Origin of the sequence: Giesbergeria sp. (genome assembly GCF_028686475.1) — a bacterium.
Taxonomy (GTDB): Bacteria; Pseudomonadota; Gammaproteobacteria; order Burkholderiales; family Burkholderiaceae_C; genus Simplicispira.
The window spans coordinates 1-14,094 of record NZ_JAQUCA010000022.1 but is presented as its reverse complement, the minus strand read 5'-3'; the positions used below and the strand labels follow the sequence as shown (position 1 = coordinate 14,094).

The window sequence follows — 14,094 nt, the reverse complement described above, 5'->3', positions numbered from 1 at the left end:
GAAATAAGTAGGAAGACGACCATAGAACCCCTCTGCGTTTAAGCATAATGCACAGCATGGATTGCACCAAAACTCTGCGCCTACGAATTAAAGACAAGCACGCCAAAGTGCTGTCTGCGATGGCGCGTGAGGTCAATCAGGTCTGGAACTTCTGCAACGAAACGAGCCACCGCGCCATCCGTGAGCGCCACCAGTTTCTCAGTGGCTACGACCTGCAAAAGCTAACCAACGGTTTCAGCAAGTGCGATGGCATACACATCGGTTCGCCCACCGTGCAGCAAGTGTGTGAGGACTACGCCAAGGCCCGCAAGCAATTCAAAAAAGCCAAGTTGCGCTGGCGTGTCTCTAACCCCCAAAGCAGCAAATACAGCTTGGGCTGGATTCCTTTCAAGGCGCGGGCCTTGCAATACAAGGCAGGGCAAGTTGCCTTTGCAGGTCAGAAATTCAGCCTCTGGGATAGCTACGGCTTGGCAGACTATGAGCTACGTTCTGGCAGTTTTAGCCAAGACAACTGGGGGCGTTGGTATCTCAATATCGTAGTCAAGGCGCAAGCCAAGCCCACAACGGCAACGGCCAGTGTGGGCATTGACTTGGGCCTGAAAGACTGCGCCACGGCATCAAACGAGAAAAAAGAGCATGGCCGCTGGTATCGCCAGCATGAATTGGAACTGGCTAAAGCACAGCGGGCGCACAAAAAGGACCGGGTCAAAGCCATCCACGCAAAAATTGCCAATCAGCGCAAAGACGCGCTGCATAAATTTAGCACCACGCTGGTGCGAGAAAACGCCGCCATCTTCGTGGGCGACGTAGCCAGCGCAAAGCTGGTGAAAACCAAGATGGCCAAAAGCACGCTGGATGCAGGCTGGGCTATGCTAAAGACGATGTTGGAATACAAGAGCCATCAGGCCGGTATCGTCTTTATGGAAGTGAACGAAGCGTACACAACCCAAACTTGCTCGTGCTGCGGGGTTATCCCCGCCAGCAGTCCGAAAGGTAGGGCGGGTTTGCGAATAAGGGAATGGACGTGCAGCGACTGCGGAGCGGAACACGACCGCGATGTGAACGCAGCACGGAACATTCTTGCGGCGGGGCATCGCCGTCTAGCAGTAGGAATCTTCGGGGTTTAGCCCGGAGAGGATGTCAACACCATTTCACGGCCAAACTGAGCAATACACTCAGTAGCACCGTGCTGGCCAGTGGAATAAACCACTCACGTCCCAATAGCCGAAACGAAAAATCACCCGGCAAGCGCCCCAGCCCCAGCTTACGTAGCCACGGGGCCAAGCCGTTGATGAGTACCAAGGCCAAGAAAATAACGATTAGCCAGCGAATCATAAAACGTTACGCAACACGGTTTCGCCGTTGTTGACGCTGGCCACGATAATGTTTTCCATCTCCAAGCAGTCCACCAAATAGGGTGACTGCGTAGCGATGAAAATTTGCCGCTTCTTGGATAAGCGCTTGAACATTTCTGCCACCAAGGTGATGGATTTGATCCGGGCGGGCTGTGCTTCTGCCATCACACGTCCTGCACCATTAAATCTTTCAGCGTCGTGACATCTTTGAACGCGACACCGTCGGCCAATTCAAAGTGCTTGTATCCGCAGACAATTTTCAGATTTTCCGTTGGGCGGCGTTGGGCCTTGACCGTGGTGGATTTGGTCTCAGCCACAAAGTACACGCGGGTGTCGTTCTCCAGCACCACAGCCCAGTCAGGGTTATAGCTCCCGAGTGGGGTGGGAATTTTGAATTTTCTTGGGAGTTTGAAGAAGAATTTGACCCGTTCATCCACGCTGCAATCGTGCGCGAACTGGCTTTCGGTATCGCTGTCGCTCAACACGCAAGAGAACGCCTCACCTATCGGAGCTTTTTGTTCGTCCAAGGGCTGGGCCTGCAACAAGGTTTTGTCGATGGGGGTGCTCATCTCGTCTTGCGCTGGCGGATACACACTGCTTAAATAAGTCTCCAGTTCCTCGTCAAACAAACTCATTTCATAGCGGCGGCCATTGATAGTGTGGTATTCAACGCCATCGACCATCAGCGTTTGCAGGCATGTCCGAATGGCTGAAATAGCCAAATCCAAAAATGCTTGGGCATTGACCAGTAGCTCCCCGATGCGCCCCGAGCCATCCAATATGGCAAAGATGGTGGATCGGGACAGATGCACGCGGTTCTGGATGTAGGCGTACACATCTGGCACCGTCGTACTATATTGCTTGGCCGCTGTGTCTCCCGTTCCAATATGCACGCCCTCTACACCGTCGGCACGCATGACAATTCTGGCTTTGTCTGCGCGAATCTTTGGCGGGCACACCTTGGGGTATTGGTTCAAATCACGCAACGCCTCCACACACTTGTCAATCAATTGAGGCGTGTCTAGTTTCACACTGTAACGGGTTTGGTAGTTGATTTTGTCCCAGATGGCTTTGAACAGTGCGGCCTCTGGCGCCGACAAGTCTTTGCGCTGGATGCGGGCCTTGGCGCGGGCATTTTTGATGCGTTTCTCAAAGCCTACGCCGGTTTCTTCTTCAATCTCTTGCTGCAAGGCCTTGGCAAAGGCTTCGTAGCTTTCGTTGGGAATGACCGTTAATACGTTGACCCGTTTATCCTGCACACGTTGGCCGTGTTGGTTCACGCACAGGCGCAGGCCACGGCCAATTTCCTGACGCTTTTTCATGGCGCTCTTGGTTTCGTTGAGGGTGCAAATCTGGAATACATTGGGGTTGTCCCACCCCTCGCGCAGCGCCGAATGGCTGAAGATGAACTGCAATGGCACTTCCACACTCAGCAGCCGCTCCTTGTCTTTCATGATCAGTTGGTACGTGCTATCGTCTTTGGCCACAGTTCCCGAGGTATCCACCCAAACCGTTTTAGCCTTGGTGCCCTTGCCCTTTTTTTCACCCGAGAAATAACCGTCGTGTACTTCGCTGGCTGTGTATGGAATCAGTCCACGGTACTGGGGTTTGCTGGCGTACTTGTTAAACGCCTCCTCAAACCAAAGGCCAAATTTCCCCAACGATGGATTACCGTCCTCATCAAAGGCACGGTAATTGGCCACTTTATCGATAAAAAATAGGCTTAGTACCTTCACACCTATGGGCTGAACATTTTTCAGCTTGGCAAAGTGGGCGGCCACGGTGCGCTCAATCTGAAACTTCATCACATCGTCTGCCAAGCCACCTTGCGACTCGTTGATCCGCAGCACGCGCCCGCCAGAAAATTCAATCTCGCCATCGTCGGCACGAATTTCGTTGAGGATATAACCATCCTGATAAACATCGCGTCCGGCTGATTTTTTAAACAAATCTTCGCCCAATTTCAAGGTTAACTCCTTGCGTTTGGGGCCATTTTTGTCGTTGACATCCAGCCGCACCTTGGCAGTGATCCCTTTGGCCTTGGCCTCGATGCCCACCAGCTCGACAAATGCCTGGTTGTGCTCATCGTCGGCCAGCACGCCGTCCACCTCAATCTGTTTGACCAGCCCCAAGTCATAAGCCTGCACAGGGTTGAGTGAATACAAAAGGTTGTAGGGGTTTTTATGTGTGGCCGAATAGCGCAACGTACAGAGCGGATTCAGTTCCATCAGCGCACGGCGGCGCACATCAGTTTCAAAATTCTGCGGTTCGTCCACAATCACAATCGGATTGACCGACTGGATGTATTCAATCGGCGCAAAGGCGCGCTCGCCCTTTTGCTTGATTTTGTTGTTGTCTTTGGTAAAGCTGTCAATGTTGATGACTAGCACAGAGAGTGCATCGCTTTGGGCAAAGTGGCGCAACTCGGTCAGTTTACCGCTGTCATACAACATGGGCATACAGGGTACGTTAGCGTAATCGGCTGCAAAGTGGCTGCGCGTGACCTCTAGGTTTTTTATCGTTCCTTCGCGGATGGCCACACTGGGTACCACCACCACGAACTTCTTAAAACCGTAGAGCTTGTTCAGCTCGTACAGGGTTTTAATGAAGGTGTAGGTTTTGCCGATGCCAGTCTCCATCTCAATCGTGAAGTTCAGGGAGCAAAACGTCTCTTTGCGGTTGTCCGACAACGATGCCACCAGTTCACCCGACACTGGCAAACCGTTGGCGGTTTGCACGGCCTGCACATTGGCCAGCACCTGCTCGGCAGACAGCGTGAGCGCGTTGCCAACGCTGCCGTCGGCGGCGTAAGCCACGCTGCCGCTTTGCCCTGTCAGGGCAAAGTCACTTTGGGCCAGTGCTTGCCCATTAAACACTTTCACCACCGACTCAACGGCTTTGGCCTGATAGTCTTGGTGCGAAAACTGTAGTTTCATGTTGGCCCCTCAAATCACCGTCAGGCCAATCTCTAGCCCGGCCAGCTCCAGTTGCAAGTTGGCCAGCAGCTCGTCGGCCTGGTCACCCACAAAACAAGAGTTGAGCAAAATGACTTGTGCGGGCTGGGCTTTGACCATCTCGTCTTTCAGGGCTTGGGTATAAGGCTCAAAACACAGCCACAGGGTGCGGTTGTCCTCCAGCAGAACGCGGTGTACCGTGACACCCGCAATCTGTTTGGGTTTGCTGATGGCGTGTACGCCCAAAGCCCCCAAGCCGTTTTTTAGCAGCAATTCGGCCAGCATGGCGGTTTGCGCGTCGGCGGCTTGCGGGGCTGGGCGGTTTTTTTCGGCACTTTGGAACAAGGCCAGTTGATCGCGCAAAGTGGCCGCATCATTCACATTGCTGCGCCACACCTTGAAATTGGAGGGGGCCAGCGTGAAATGGGCGCAGGCCAAGCCTTGTGTGGTTAAAGGTTGTTCGGCTTTGAGTTTGGCGATGACTTTGTCGATGCGGGCGCGGGTAATATCGGCAATGGTGCGGTAACCGGCTTTGTAGGCTTCGCTGTCTTCAGCCAAGACTTCGGGCATTTGCACGCTGATGCACTGGCGGGTGCCGCCGTCTTCGGCGTTTAGCTCCATAACGGCGTGGGCGGTGGTGCCGCTTCCAGCGAAGAAATCTAAAACAATATCTTCAGAATCGGTAGCTGTGGAGTGGAGAATCAAATTTGAAATAAGATCGACTGGTTTAACAGTATCAAATCCAACCTTTTTATTTAAAACTTCATTTAATGTATTTTTTCCGGTCTCAGCAGTACCACAATCTTCAAAATGCGACCAAAATGGCTTGAGAATTTCTGACGGTTCGTCATCAGGGTATACAGCCACCTTTATTTTACCATCAACTATCTCAATAGAGTTTTTAGCGATTAGCTGATTGACTTCATCTCGTCCAATTTTCCACCGCTGCCCTTCCGGAGGAGTGACACCAAGGATTTCGAACTTCATAGTATCTCTTTTCTTGGTACCGACATCAGAATCCAATATATCTTTTATGCGACACAACCCCTTTTTTCCCATAAATTTATATTCTCTAACACCCTGTGAATCGAGTTTAAATTTATAAACGCCTGATTTTTTATATTTAGAATAACATAAAATATATTCAACTTTGCTCTGAAGCTGATATCTTGCGTCCCCTGAGTTTATAGGCTTCGTTTTTTTACCCAGGTAATTAACCCTAGAAAATTATCCCCTCCAAACACTTCGTCTATGAGTATTTTTAGATTATTTAACTCATTGTCATCAATACTGATAAAAATCACCCCATCATCGCGCAATAAATTCCGCGCCAAATACAAACGCGGATACATCATGGATAACCATGCACTGTGGTATTGGCCGCTTTCCTTACTGTTCTTTTTCCACAGACTTTGCTTGTTCAAATAGCCTGCCTCGTTCTTTTCGCCGGTGCGTTTTTGGTATTCGTCCAGCGTTTCCGAATAATCATCAGGATAGACAAAGCTGTCGTTGCCGGTGTTGTACGGCGGGTCGATGTAAATCATCTTCACCTTGCCGTAATAGCTTTTTTGCAATACACGCAGCACTTCCAAATTTTCGCCTTCAATCAGCATGTGTGGCGCGTTGGGCGGGTTGCTGGCGGCGGGCAGCAAGGTGTGGCTGCTGGTTTTTTGAATCTCGCGGCGGGCGGCAGCTTTGCCCGCCCAGCTTAGTTCGTAATGTTCACTACCCGCAATGTGCTCTTGGCCCAACAATTCCTTGAGTTTGTCCAAGTTAATTTGCTGGTGGTCGCTCAACACTTCTGGCGCGGCTTGGCTTAACAAGGCCAACAGTTCGGCCCTGCGTTGGGCAAGGGCATCGGGGCTGTGGCCCAGTTCGTTCAAATGGTTGGCTTGGTGGTCTGGCATGGTTGGTTTTGCTTGAAATGTTTGATTGGGAATGGCTGCAGCAGATGGATGGGGCGCTGCGTGGCGGCCTGGCGCGTTATTGCACCTGCCAGCGCACGCTGAACAGCGTCTCGTGGCTTGTCTTTTCTTGTAGGCGCTGCTGGAGCGAGGCTATCAGCTCATCGCGCTTGGCGATGATTTCGTCTTCTACCTCAAAAACTTCTTGCCGTTGGCGGCGTTGCTTGCGCTCTTGCTCAGACAGTTCGCGCTGGATGTTGTCCTGTTCTTGCAGCGTGGCGGCTTTGCGGGCATCGCGCTTGAGCTGCGCGATGCGGGCTTTGGTGTTCTTCAGGGCTTCTTCGGCGGCCAGCAGTTTGTCGTCGGCCCAGCGTTCTAGTTTGTCGCGTTCTTCATTAAACAGACGCTGGTTGGCTTCCAACACCTTGGCAATAGTGGCGGCCACCGCGCGTTGGCTGTTGGCCAGCAGGGCTTCGGGCGCGGTGGTGCTCAAGGGGGGAGGCTTGCCTGCGGCTGGAATGGCCATCAGCTTTTCGCAGGCTTCCTGATCCAGCACCTGTCCATCGTCGGTGAGGCCAGAGAACAGCAGCGCCTCGGTAGTCTCGAAGGCCGTCACCTCCAGCCGGGCCAACGTCAGCCAACCGGACTGGCCGCGCAGTTTCTCGATGACCGAGACACGCGCGCCGTGTTGGTCATAGTCCAGCTTCACGGTGGCGACGGGCGTGGCCGCGTTCAGGCTGGTAGCAATGCTCCATTCCCCCAGCGGGTGGCTAAGGCGGTAGGCGTGTGCCAGCATGTCCGGCTGCGCCGCCCCACGAATAAGCTGGTAGCGGCCCACGGGTGCCAGTTGAGCAATACCCGCTGGCGGCGTAGTCAATGAGAACGCGTAGGACTGCTCGTCAAAGCGTGCGCGGTCATGGAGGGCATAGCGGGTAACACCCCAGAACCAGCGCCCTAACTTGTCTAGTCGCGCTTGTGCGTCCTCTAGGCGCAGCTTGAGGCGGTCGTGAACATCTTCATCGAAATGCTCCAGTAGTTGCGACTGGGTGTCTTGGATGCGGTCGGCGATGGACTCTTCTAGCTCCGCTTGCAGGGCATTAAAGGCAGCCTCTATTTGTTCGGGTTGCCGACAAGTGTCGTAGATCTGGAGGATGCGTTTCTCAAAATCGAGGCCGCCTTCGATGCGGCCCAGCACTTCGTCGCTGGCACCAAACACACCCGAGAACAGATTGAATTTCTCGGTGAGCAGTTCCAGCACGCGCTGGTCGGCCTGATTGCGGGTGTTAAGAAAGTTGATGACCACCACATCGAAACGCTGGCCATAGCGGTGGCAGCGGCCAATGCGCTGCTCGACGCGCTGCGGGTTCCAAGGCAGGTCGTAGTTGATGATGAGCGCGCAGAACTGCAGGTTGACACCTTCGGCAGCTGCTTCGGTGGCAATCATGATTTCTGCGCCGGTGCCGTCGTCTTTACGGAAGTGGTCAATCAGAGCGGTGCGTCTGTCCACCTGCGGCGAGCCGGTGACGCGATCCGTGCCTTGGTATTCTTGCAGCCAGCGCTGGTAGATGGCGGTGGATTCCTCGTGGTTGTTAGTACCGCTGAACAACACTAATTTGCCCTCGTGACCGTTGGCCGAGAGAAAGCGGTGCAAGTACTCCTGCGTGCGTTTGGACTCTGTGAAGATGATGGCCTTGCGCGGCGCGCGCAGCTTGGCCATCTTGCCGAAGCCCAGATTAAGCGCCTTCAATAGCGCCTGCGCCTTGGTGTCGGTTTGCAGCGCTTGGGCGGCATCGACGAATGCAGTCAGCTCCGCAATCTCGGCGGTGATGGCTGCGCGGACGGTCTGGGAATCTTTTGCAGCGCCCGTCTTATCGTCTTCCGCTGGCGTGGGCGGAGGTGCTTCGGCATCTTCGTCGGCCTCGCTGGCTTCCTCTTCCAGATAGTCCTGCTCCAGGTCGTCCTCGGCAATAAGCTGTTCGACCAGTTGGCTGCCGTCGTCTTCCGTTTTGTCTGCCGTGAGCAAGCCCTGCAGGCGCTCGCGAATGGTGACCAAGGTGGCAGCAACGGCGTGCGAACTGGAGGCCAGCAGCTTGCGCAAGATCAGCCCCGTGAGATGGCGTTGCTGCTTAGGCAGGGCGTAGGAATCTTCCTTTTGCAGAAAGGCCGAGATGCGCTCGTACAGCGCCTGCTCGTCATCAGTGGGGTTGAACGGCTGGGTGAGGGCCTTGCGCTCGGTGTACTGGATGTACTCCAGCACGTCACGGCGCAGTGTGCGTTTGGCGAAGCTGGCTAGACGCTCACGCAGCTCGTCCAGGCCGGTGCCGCTGTTCATGAATTGCTTGCGGAAGGCAGCTTCGTCGCCGAACAGGTGCTCGTCGATCAGCGTGGACAGGCCGTACAACTCCATCAGCGAGTTCTGCAGCGGCGTGGCGGTGAGCAGCAGCTTTTTGCGGCCTTGCAGCGCGCGCTTGAGCGCCTGCCCGGTGCGGTTGCTGGCGCGGTGCGCATTGCGCAGCTTGTGCGCTTCGTCGATGACCACCACATCCCAGGGGATGGCACGCAATTCAGCCTCCAGCTTGGCGGCGAACTGGTAGGACATGATCACGACCGCCTTGCCAACCTGCCGTTGCAAGGTGGCGAGCAGGTCGCCCGCAGACTGCTTGCGCAGCGAAACGGCATCCACCACGGTGGTGGGCACGGCAAACTTGTCCTGCAGCTCCTGCGCCCATTGCTTGCGCAGGCTGGCCGGGCATATGACCAAGAGCCGACGACGACGCTCGGCCCAGTACTGGCAAACCACCAGCGCGGCTTCAATCGTCTTGCCCAGCCCCACTTCGTCAGCCAGCAGCACGCCCTCCTGCAACGGATTGCGAAGTGCGAACAGCGCCGCCTCGATCTGGTGCGGGTTCAAATCGACGCTGGCATCGAACAGCGATTGGGAGAGGCGATCTACCCCATCGGCAGCGTGTCGCCGCGTCAGCTCGTGGGCGTAGTACTTGGCGTGATAGGCAGAAATCAAGGGGTTCCTCCATCGCCGCTCTAGTTGCTCAGTACATACCCGGAAGTAGTGGCACGTAGTTTCATCTTGGCCTAAAGCCGGTGCGTGCGGTCGCCACGGGCAAAGCCCACGGCATCCCAAGGCTGGCCTTTGCACAAGGCCAGCACCTTGAACAGCTCGCCCATTTCGTGTTCCATCAGGAGCTTGGCCGCTTGCACCCGCTGTGCCAAGGCTTGTTGGTCTAGCTTGGCGGCAATGCCACAGTTGATGAGGAAATGCGCTTGCGTGGTGTAGCCCAAGACGCTCCAGTTTTGGCCTGCGGGCAGGGCTTGGTCTTGGGCTGCCAGTGCCATTGCGGTAAAGTTGACGTGGGCGGTGATGTCTTTCAGTCCCACATCGAGCAGCGGGTTATCGTCAGATTGGTGGGCGCGGTGGCACATCACGGTACCCATGTGGCGCTGCGGGTGGTAATACTCGCTCTCGCCAAAACCATAATCAATGAAAAAAGCTGCGCCGCGCGTCAGGCGGTCGCCCAAGGTGTGGATAAAGGCTTCGGCTTGGACGTGGATTTCGGTCAGGTAATCGTGCGGACCTTCAATTTCTAGCGGTGGCCGCAACGCGGTGGCTTGGTCGGCCCAGATGAATTGGTCATCATCGTCCAGCGCCACGCCGCGCTCATGCCAAGCGCCATCCTGTGCGCCGCCGTGGCGGGCCAGCAATTGCACCGGCATGGCATCTAACACTTCGTTGCCCACCACCACGCCTTCAAACTGTGCGGGCAGGGCATCGAGCCAGCGCACTTTGTCGGCATGGGCGGCCAACAGCGTTTGTTGGCGCGCGCGCAAACTGCCCGACAAATCGACAATCGTGTAACGCTGCACGGCTGCGCCCAAGGTGTCCAACAATTGCAACGCCAATGCACCCGAGCCTGCGCCAAACTCCCAGACTTCGTGCGTGCCGGTGCGCTCTAGCGCCTCGGCCACCTGCACGGCCAAGGTCTGCCCAAACAAGGGCGACAACTCCGGGGCCGTGACAAAATCGCTGCCCGATTGCGGCAACAGGCCGAACTTGGTGCTGTCGTTGGCGTAGTAGCCCAAACCGGGCGTGTACAAGGCCAAAGCCATAAAGCGGTCAAAGCCAATCCAGCCGCCAGCGGATTGAATAGCCTGCACGATATGCTGGTGCAGGGCGGTCGTTAAATTGGGGGTTTCTGTGCTCACGGCTCGTATTTTCTCTGAATCGATACCGGGCGGGTGGCGGCCAGTTGGGCCAGCACGCCCTGCATATCGTCCAAATCAATCGCTTGGCCCATGCTACCATCGTCATTGACCCAGCGCATTCTGCTGCCGTCGGGCGTGAGGAACAACACTTTGCCATAGTGTGGTGGCGAATGCTTGGCTTTGTTAGCGGCATCCTTGGTGCTTTCTTTGGTTTCTAGCAGGCGCAAAATTGGGCCATCGTCGGGGTGGTGGCGCACACAGACGACAAAATCCGGGTAAAAATAGTTGTCGTGTTCTGCGCGCACTACGCGCACGGCATAGGGTTTGTTGCGCGGGTTACGGTGCCACCACAGCACAAAGCTGGCCCGGTCTAGCGCGCGCGAGAAGGCATTTTCTAACTGGTTGCCAAACCAAGTGGCATCAAACTGGCCCTGCACCAGCGCACCGTCAGCCACGGTATGGGTTTTATCGGCCAGCCATTGCCGGTCGTCCATCAACAGCGCTTGCGCTATGCGTTGCCCATCGGCTTGTGATGGCGGTAACACGCCATAAATGTTTTTGTCCGAAGGCTCTAAGGCAATGCCTGCCGGAAACACCATCACATCAGGCAGCGGTTGGGCATCCACCAGTTTGGCGCGGCGGGCTACTTCGCTGAACATCTCTTCGCACAGGGTTTGCCCTTGTTTCAGAATGACCCAATGGGCGGCATCGCGGGCTAGGCGGGTGCGTTCGACTTCGGTAGGTTGTAGCTCTTCAGGCAGGTCTTCTACTGCCTCGTTGATATCGGGGCGCAGACGGCTGGCCAGCACCTGCACGATGATTTTGTAGTCTTCTTCCTCGGCTTGCGGCAAGGCACGCAAGGCGGCCAGTGCCTCACGCGCCAAGGCGTTGCGGTCGGTCACGATTTGGATTTCTTCGTTGTAGCTGGTTTGGGTGGTTAGCTCAGTGTGGCGCTCGATGTCTTTGATGCGGTTCAGGGCTGCTTTGACCGCCATGACGCGCAAATTGCCGGTGTCCAACGCCAGCCGGGTGGCCACGGCGCGCGAGATTTCCGACATGTCCTCTAACTCGGGTTTTTGTTCAGTTTTTAGGCAGGGCGGCAACTGCGGCAAACCTGGTTTGCGTGCATAAACGCGCAGGTTGTGTTCTTGCAACTCGGTTAGCACTTGGGCGCGGGTTTTCAGGCTGGGCGTAGTCTTGCGTGCCAGCGGCAGGCGCACCACTTCATCCAGTGGATAGGCGTTTTCTTCTTCCTGCAACTGGGGCGAATTTGCAGCTGCGCCCGCACTGTACTGGAATAGCCCGGCTTGCGCCTCGTCGCTTACTGCTGCTAGGGGCACAGCGGGTGCAGGTGCTGCTGGTTGCTGCTCTGGCAGCGGTAAATCAAAGGCTACCGGGGCTTGCTCCGTGGGACGATTGGTATAGACCACGGCCCCAGAGACCGTTTGGCGTGCCAAGAGTTTTTCGGTTTGCCCTTCTAGCTCGTTGTGGATGGCGCTGCTGGCCTGCACTGCTGCCTCAAACCCGGCTTGGGCTTGGGCGTTGGCCAAATAGACGTAGGCGGTGTTGAGTTCTGGCGGAATCTGTGCGCGCTGGGCAAAAGCATCGCGCACTGGGCGGGCTACGCGCATGACACGGCCAACAAACTGCATGGCAAAGTCGGGGTCATTGACGTGCTTGGTGCTGGCCAGCACAAAAGCGCGCGGCGCATCAAAGCCGGTGCCAGCGGCCTGCTTAAAAATCAGCACCCGCTTGCTGGTGTTGTTGGCAATGGCGGCCATCATCACCGGGTCGGGGGTGTCGGAGGTGTGGCAGCCGATAGCATCGGGGGGCACGCCGCACAGGTGCATCAGGTCGTGGGCGGCTTCTTTTACCGCGCCGTCTCCATTGGCTACTTGTACCAGCAGCAGCGGCACTACGGGGATGCCCGCCGCTTGCAAGGCTTGCTCTATTTTGCGGTTGCGCCGCCAGCTTTGGCGCAGCACGGTACGGTGCAGGTCGGCAATTTGTGACAGGGTTTGGCCGAGGCTGTAAATGATGGCCTCAATGTATTGTTTATTGAGCCGCGCTTGCACCACTTCATCACGCGCCACGGCAAAACCCACTTGGGCGCTGTAGCCTGCATGGCGCAGAAAATCATTGAGCCGCTCATCTTTGGGCGTGGCCGTGGCCATGAGCAGGTAATCGGCGCGCAGCCAGTGGGCAAACTTGCCAAACTCGGTGCCTTTGTCGAGGGCAATATGGGCTTCATCGACTACCAGTCCAATTTGCAAGCCTTGCGCGCGGGCGCGGGCGACAAAAGCGGCCAACGTGCGTGTTTCGTCGTCGCCGTCGGCATCGTAGCCTTTGGTGCGCCACTGGGCACGCGCCACCGCTTGGGCGGTAGAGAGCAGCACCATGCCGGGGTGGGCTTCTTGGTTGCAGCCTGCTTGCAAGCCACAGGGGGCCAAGCTGCTGGCGTTGGCACGCAGCGCGTCTTCGGTTTGCTGCACCAGCGTGACAAAGGGTACAAACCAGAACCACAGCACATCGCGTTGGGCGCTGATACGCTCCAGCACTTGGCCCATGACCAATGTTTTGCCCGACCCGGTGGGCGCACGCAACAGGCAGGGCGGCGAGGGCTGGCCCAGCAAAGCGGCGCTGATGCCGGTGATGAGTTCGGCCTGAAACCTTTCCGGCTGCACGCTGCTGCTTTGCGCGGGCATGGCCATGCTGGCCATTGCTACGGGGGTGATGGTGGGGTGCGTCATGCGGCATCTCCGGCGGCGAGCGGGGGGGGTGGTGCGTGGGTTGCGTTGTTTGGGCGCTTGGCCTTTGAGCAGCGCATCGGCCAAGGAATAGGCCACGGCCTGCACGCCACGCGCTTGCAACAGCGCGGGCAGGGCTTTGGGGCGGCTGCAAAACACCGCCAGCCGGGTAGCGCCATACTGGGCGGGCAATTGCGCCAGCGCGTCGAGGGTGGCGGCGTTGGTGTTGTGGCACAGCACGGTAAGCCAGTCGCCCTGAAGGCCAATGGGGTGGATGGCGGCGGCGGGGCTGCTAGGGGGCGCGGTGCCAGTTTCGCGCAGCGCCAGCAGCAAATGGGCCTGTTCTGGCGTGAACTCTAGCGGCACATCGGCCGGGGCGATTTTGTCCAGTTGCAGGTAGGCAAAGCTAGCGTTGTAGCCTTGGCTGGTGATGACGCGGCGGATGCGTTCGGCGCAGACATCGCGGCACAGGTTTTTGTTGGGTTCTTTGGCGGTGGCTTCGGTGCTGCTGCACAGGATGAAACGGCGCTGGCCGCCATCTTGGGCATTCAGGGCCAACACCGCATGGCCGGTGGTGCCGCTACCGGCAAAAAAATCCAACACGGTATCGCCGGGGCGGGTGGCTTGTTGTAGCAGTCCCTGAATCAGGGATAGGGGTTTGGGGTAAGAGAAGGCATTTTTGCCAAGAATTTCATTGACAGATAATTCACCTGTTCCACTACGCTGAGACATCAGTGTTAAAACAAGATCCTGAATCCGTGACAAAAAAAGCACCTCCCGGCCACCCCAGCCTCAGCCGATTTTTTCTGCAAATATGCACCCGCATTGCACCCTGATGCCCTCCTGCGCCGCTGTTCGCGTGCTTTTTGTCACTCCAATCGCACCACAAAGCGGGTATTTTGGCTGTCTAGGGCGC

9 protein-coding genes are annotated in these 14,094 nt (G+C 56.6%); 1 reads left to right on the top strand and 8 read right to left on the bottom strand.

Annotated elements, in window-relative coordinates; all coding sequences use genetic code 11:
- Positions 1-56 precede the first annotated feature (56 nt).
- The gene (locus tag PHX60_RS12840) at positions 57-1,127 is read left to right on the top strand and encodes a transposase (RefSeq protein ID WP_300078383.1); all 1,071 of its coding nucleotides are present in this window, start codon (positions 57-59) and stop codon (positions 1,125-1,127) included.
- A gap of 13 nt (positions 1,128-1,140) precedes the next feature.
- Here the strand turns inward: PHX60_RS12840 and PHX60_RS12835 are convergent, their stop codons facing one another.
- The 8 genes from PHX60_RS12835 to PHX60_RS12800 all read right to left on the bottom strand — a co-directional run bounded on the left by PHX60_RS12835 (position 1,141) and on the right by PHX60_RS12800 (position 13,910).
- Positions 1,141-1,335, bottom strand: coding sequence for a DUF2905 domain-containing protein (locus PHX60_RS12835; RefSeq protein WP_300078380.1), 195 nt, complete (start codon positions 1,333-1,335; stop codon positions 1,141-1,143).
- The gene (locus tag PHX60_RS12830; protein ID WP_300078378.1) at positions 1,332-1,520 is read right to left on the bottom strand and encodes a hypothetical protein; all 189 of its coding nucleotides are present in this window, start codon (positions 1,518-1,520) and stop codon (positions 1,332-1,334) included. Before PHX60_RS12830 ends, PHX60_RS12835 begins: the two co-directional genes overlap by 4 nt.
- Positions 1,520-4,291: a DEAD/DEAH box helicase family protein gene (locus PHX60_RS12825; protein ID WP_300078376.1), complete on the bottom strand. Its 2,772-nt coding sequence runs from the start codon at positions 4,289-4,291 to the stop codon at positions 1,520-1,522. The genes PHX60_RS12830 and PHX60_RS12825 overlap by 1 nt, the downstream gene beginning before the upstream one ends.
- A 9-nt stretch (positions 4,292-4,300) precedes the next feature.
- A complete protein-coding gene (locus PHX60_RS12820; RefSeq protein ID WP_366144388.1) occupies positions 4,301-5,449 on the bottom strand; it encodes a DNA methyltransferase in 1,149 nt (382 codons plus the stop codon).
- A gap of 44 nt (positions 5,450-5,493) precedes the next feature.
- Complete coding sequence (locus PHX60_RS12815; RefSeq protein WP_300078374.1) at positions 5,494-6,216, bottom strand: site-specific DNA-methyltransferase; 723 nt, start codon at positions 6,214-6,216, stop codon at positions 5,494-5,496.
- 76 nt (positions 6,217-6,292) lie between these two features.
- Entirely contained in the window at positions 6,293-9,232 is a 2,940-nt protein-coding gene (locus tag PHX60_RS12810) for an SNF2-related protein (RefSeq protein WP_300078372.1), read from the bottom strand.
- Positions 9,233-9,303: 71 nt separating this feature from the next.
- Positions 9,304-10,440, bottom strand: a complete 1,137-nt coding sequence (locus PHX60_RS12805; RefSeq protein WP_300078477.1) for an SAM-dependent methyltransferase — start codon at positions 10,438-10,440, stop codon at positions 9,304-9,306.
- Positions 10,428-13,910, bottom strand: a complete 3,483-nt coding sequence (locus PHX60_RS12800; RefSeq protein WP_300078370.1) for a DNA methyltransferase — start codon at positions 13,908-13,910, stop codon at positions 10,428-10,430. Before PHX60_RS12800 ends, PHX60_RS12805 begins: the two co-directional genes overlap by 13 nt.
- Positions 13,911-14,094 lie beyond the last annotated feature (184 nt).

Bases quoted from the DNA above. Each gene is read 5' to 3' on its own strand.
- PHX60_RS12815 (WP_300078374.1), bottom strand. From the start codon at position 6,216: ATGCCAGACCACCAAGCCAACCATTTGAACGAACTGGGCCACAGCCCC.
- PHX60_RS12800 (WP_300078370.1), bottom strand. From the start codon at position 13,910: ATGTCTCAGCGTAGTGGAACAGGTGAATTATCTGTCAATGAAATTCTT.
- PHX60_RS12830 (WP_300078378.1), bottom strand. From the start codon at position 1,520: ATGGCAGAAGCACAGCCCGCCCGGATCAAATCCATCACCTTGGTGGCA.
- PHX60_RS12840 (WP_300078383.1), top strand. From the start codon at position 57: ATGGATTGCACCAAAACTCTGCGCCTACGAATTAAAGACAAGCACGCC.
- PHX60_RS12825 (WP_300078376.1), bottom strand. From the start codon at position 4,291: ATGAAACTACAGTTTTCGCACCAAGACTATCAGGCCAAAGCCGTTGAG.
- PHX60_RS12835 (WP_300078380.1), bottom strand. From the start codon at position 1,335: ATGATTCGCTGGCTAATCGTTATTTTCTTGGCCTTGGTACTCATCAAC.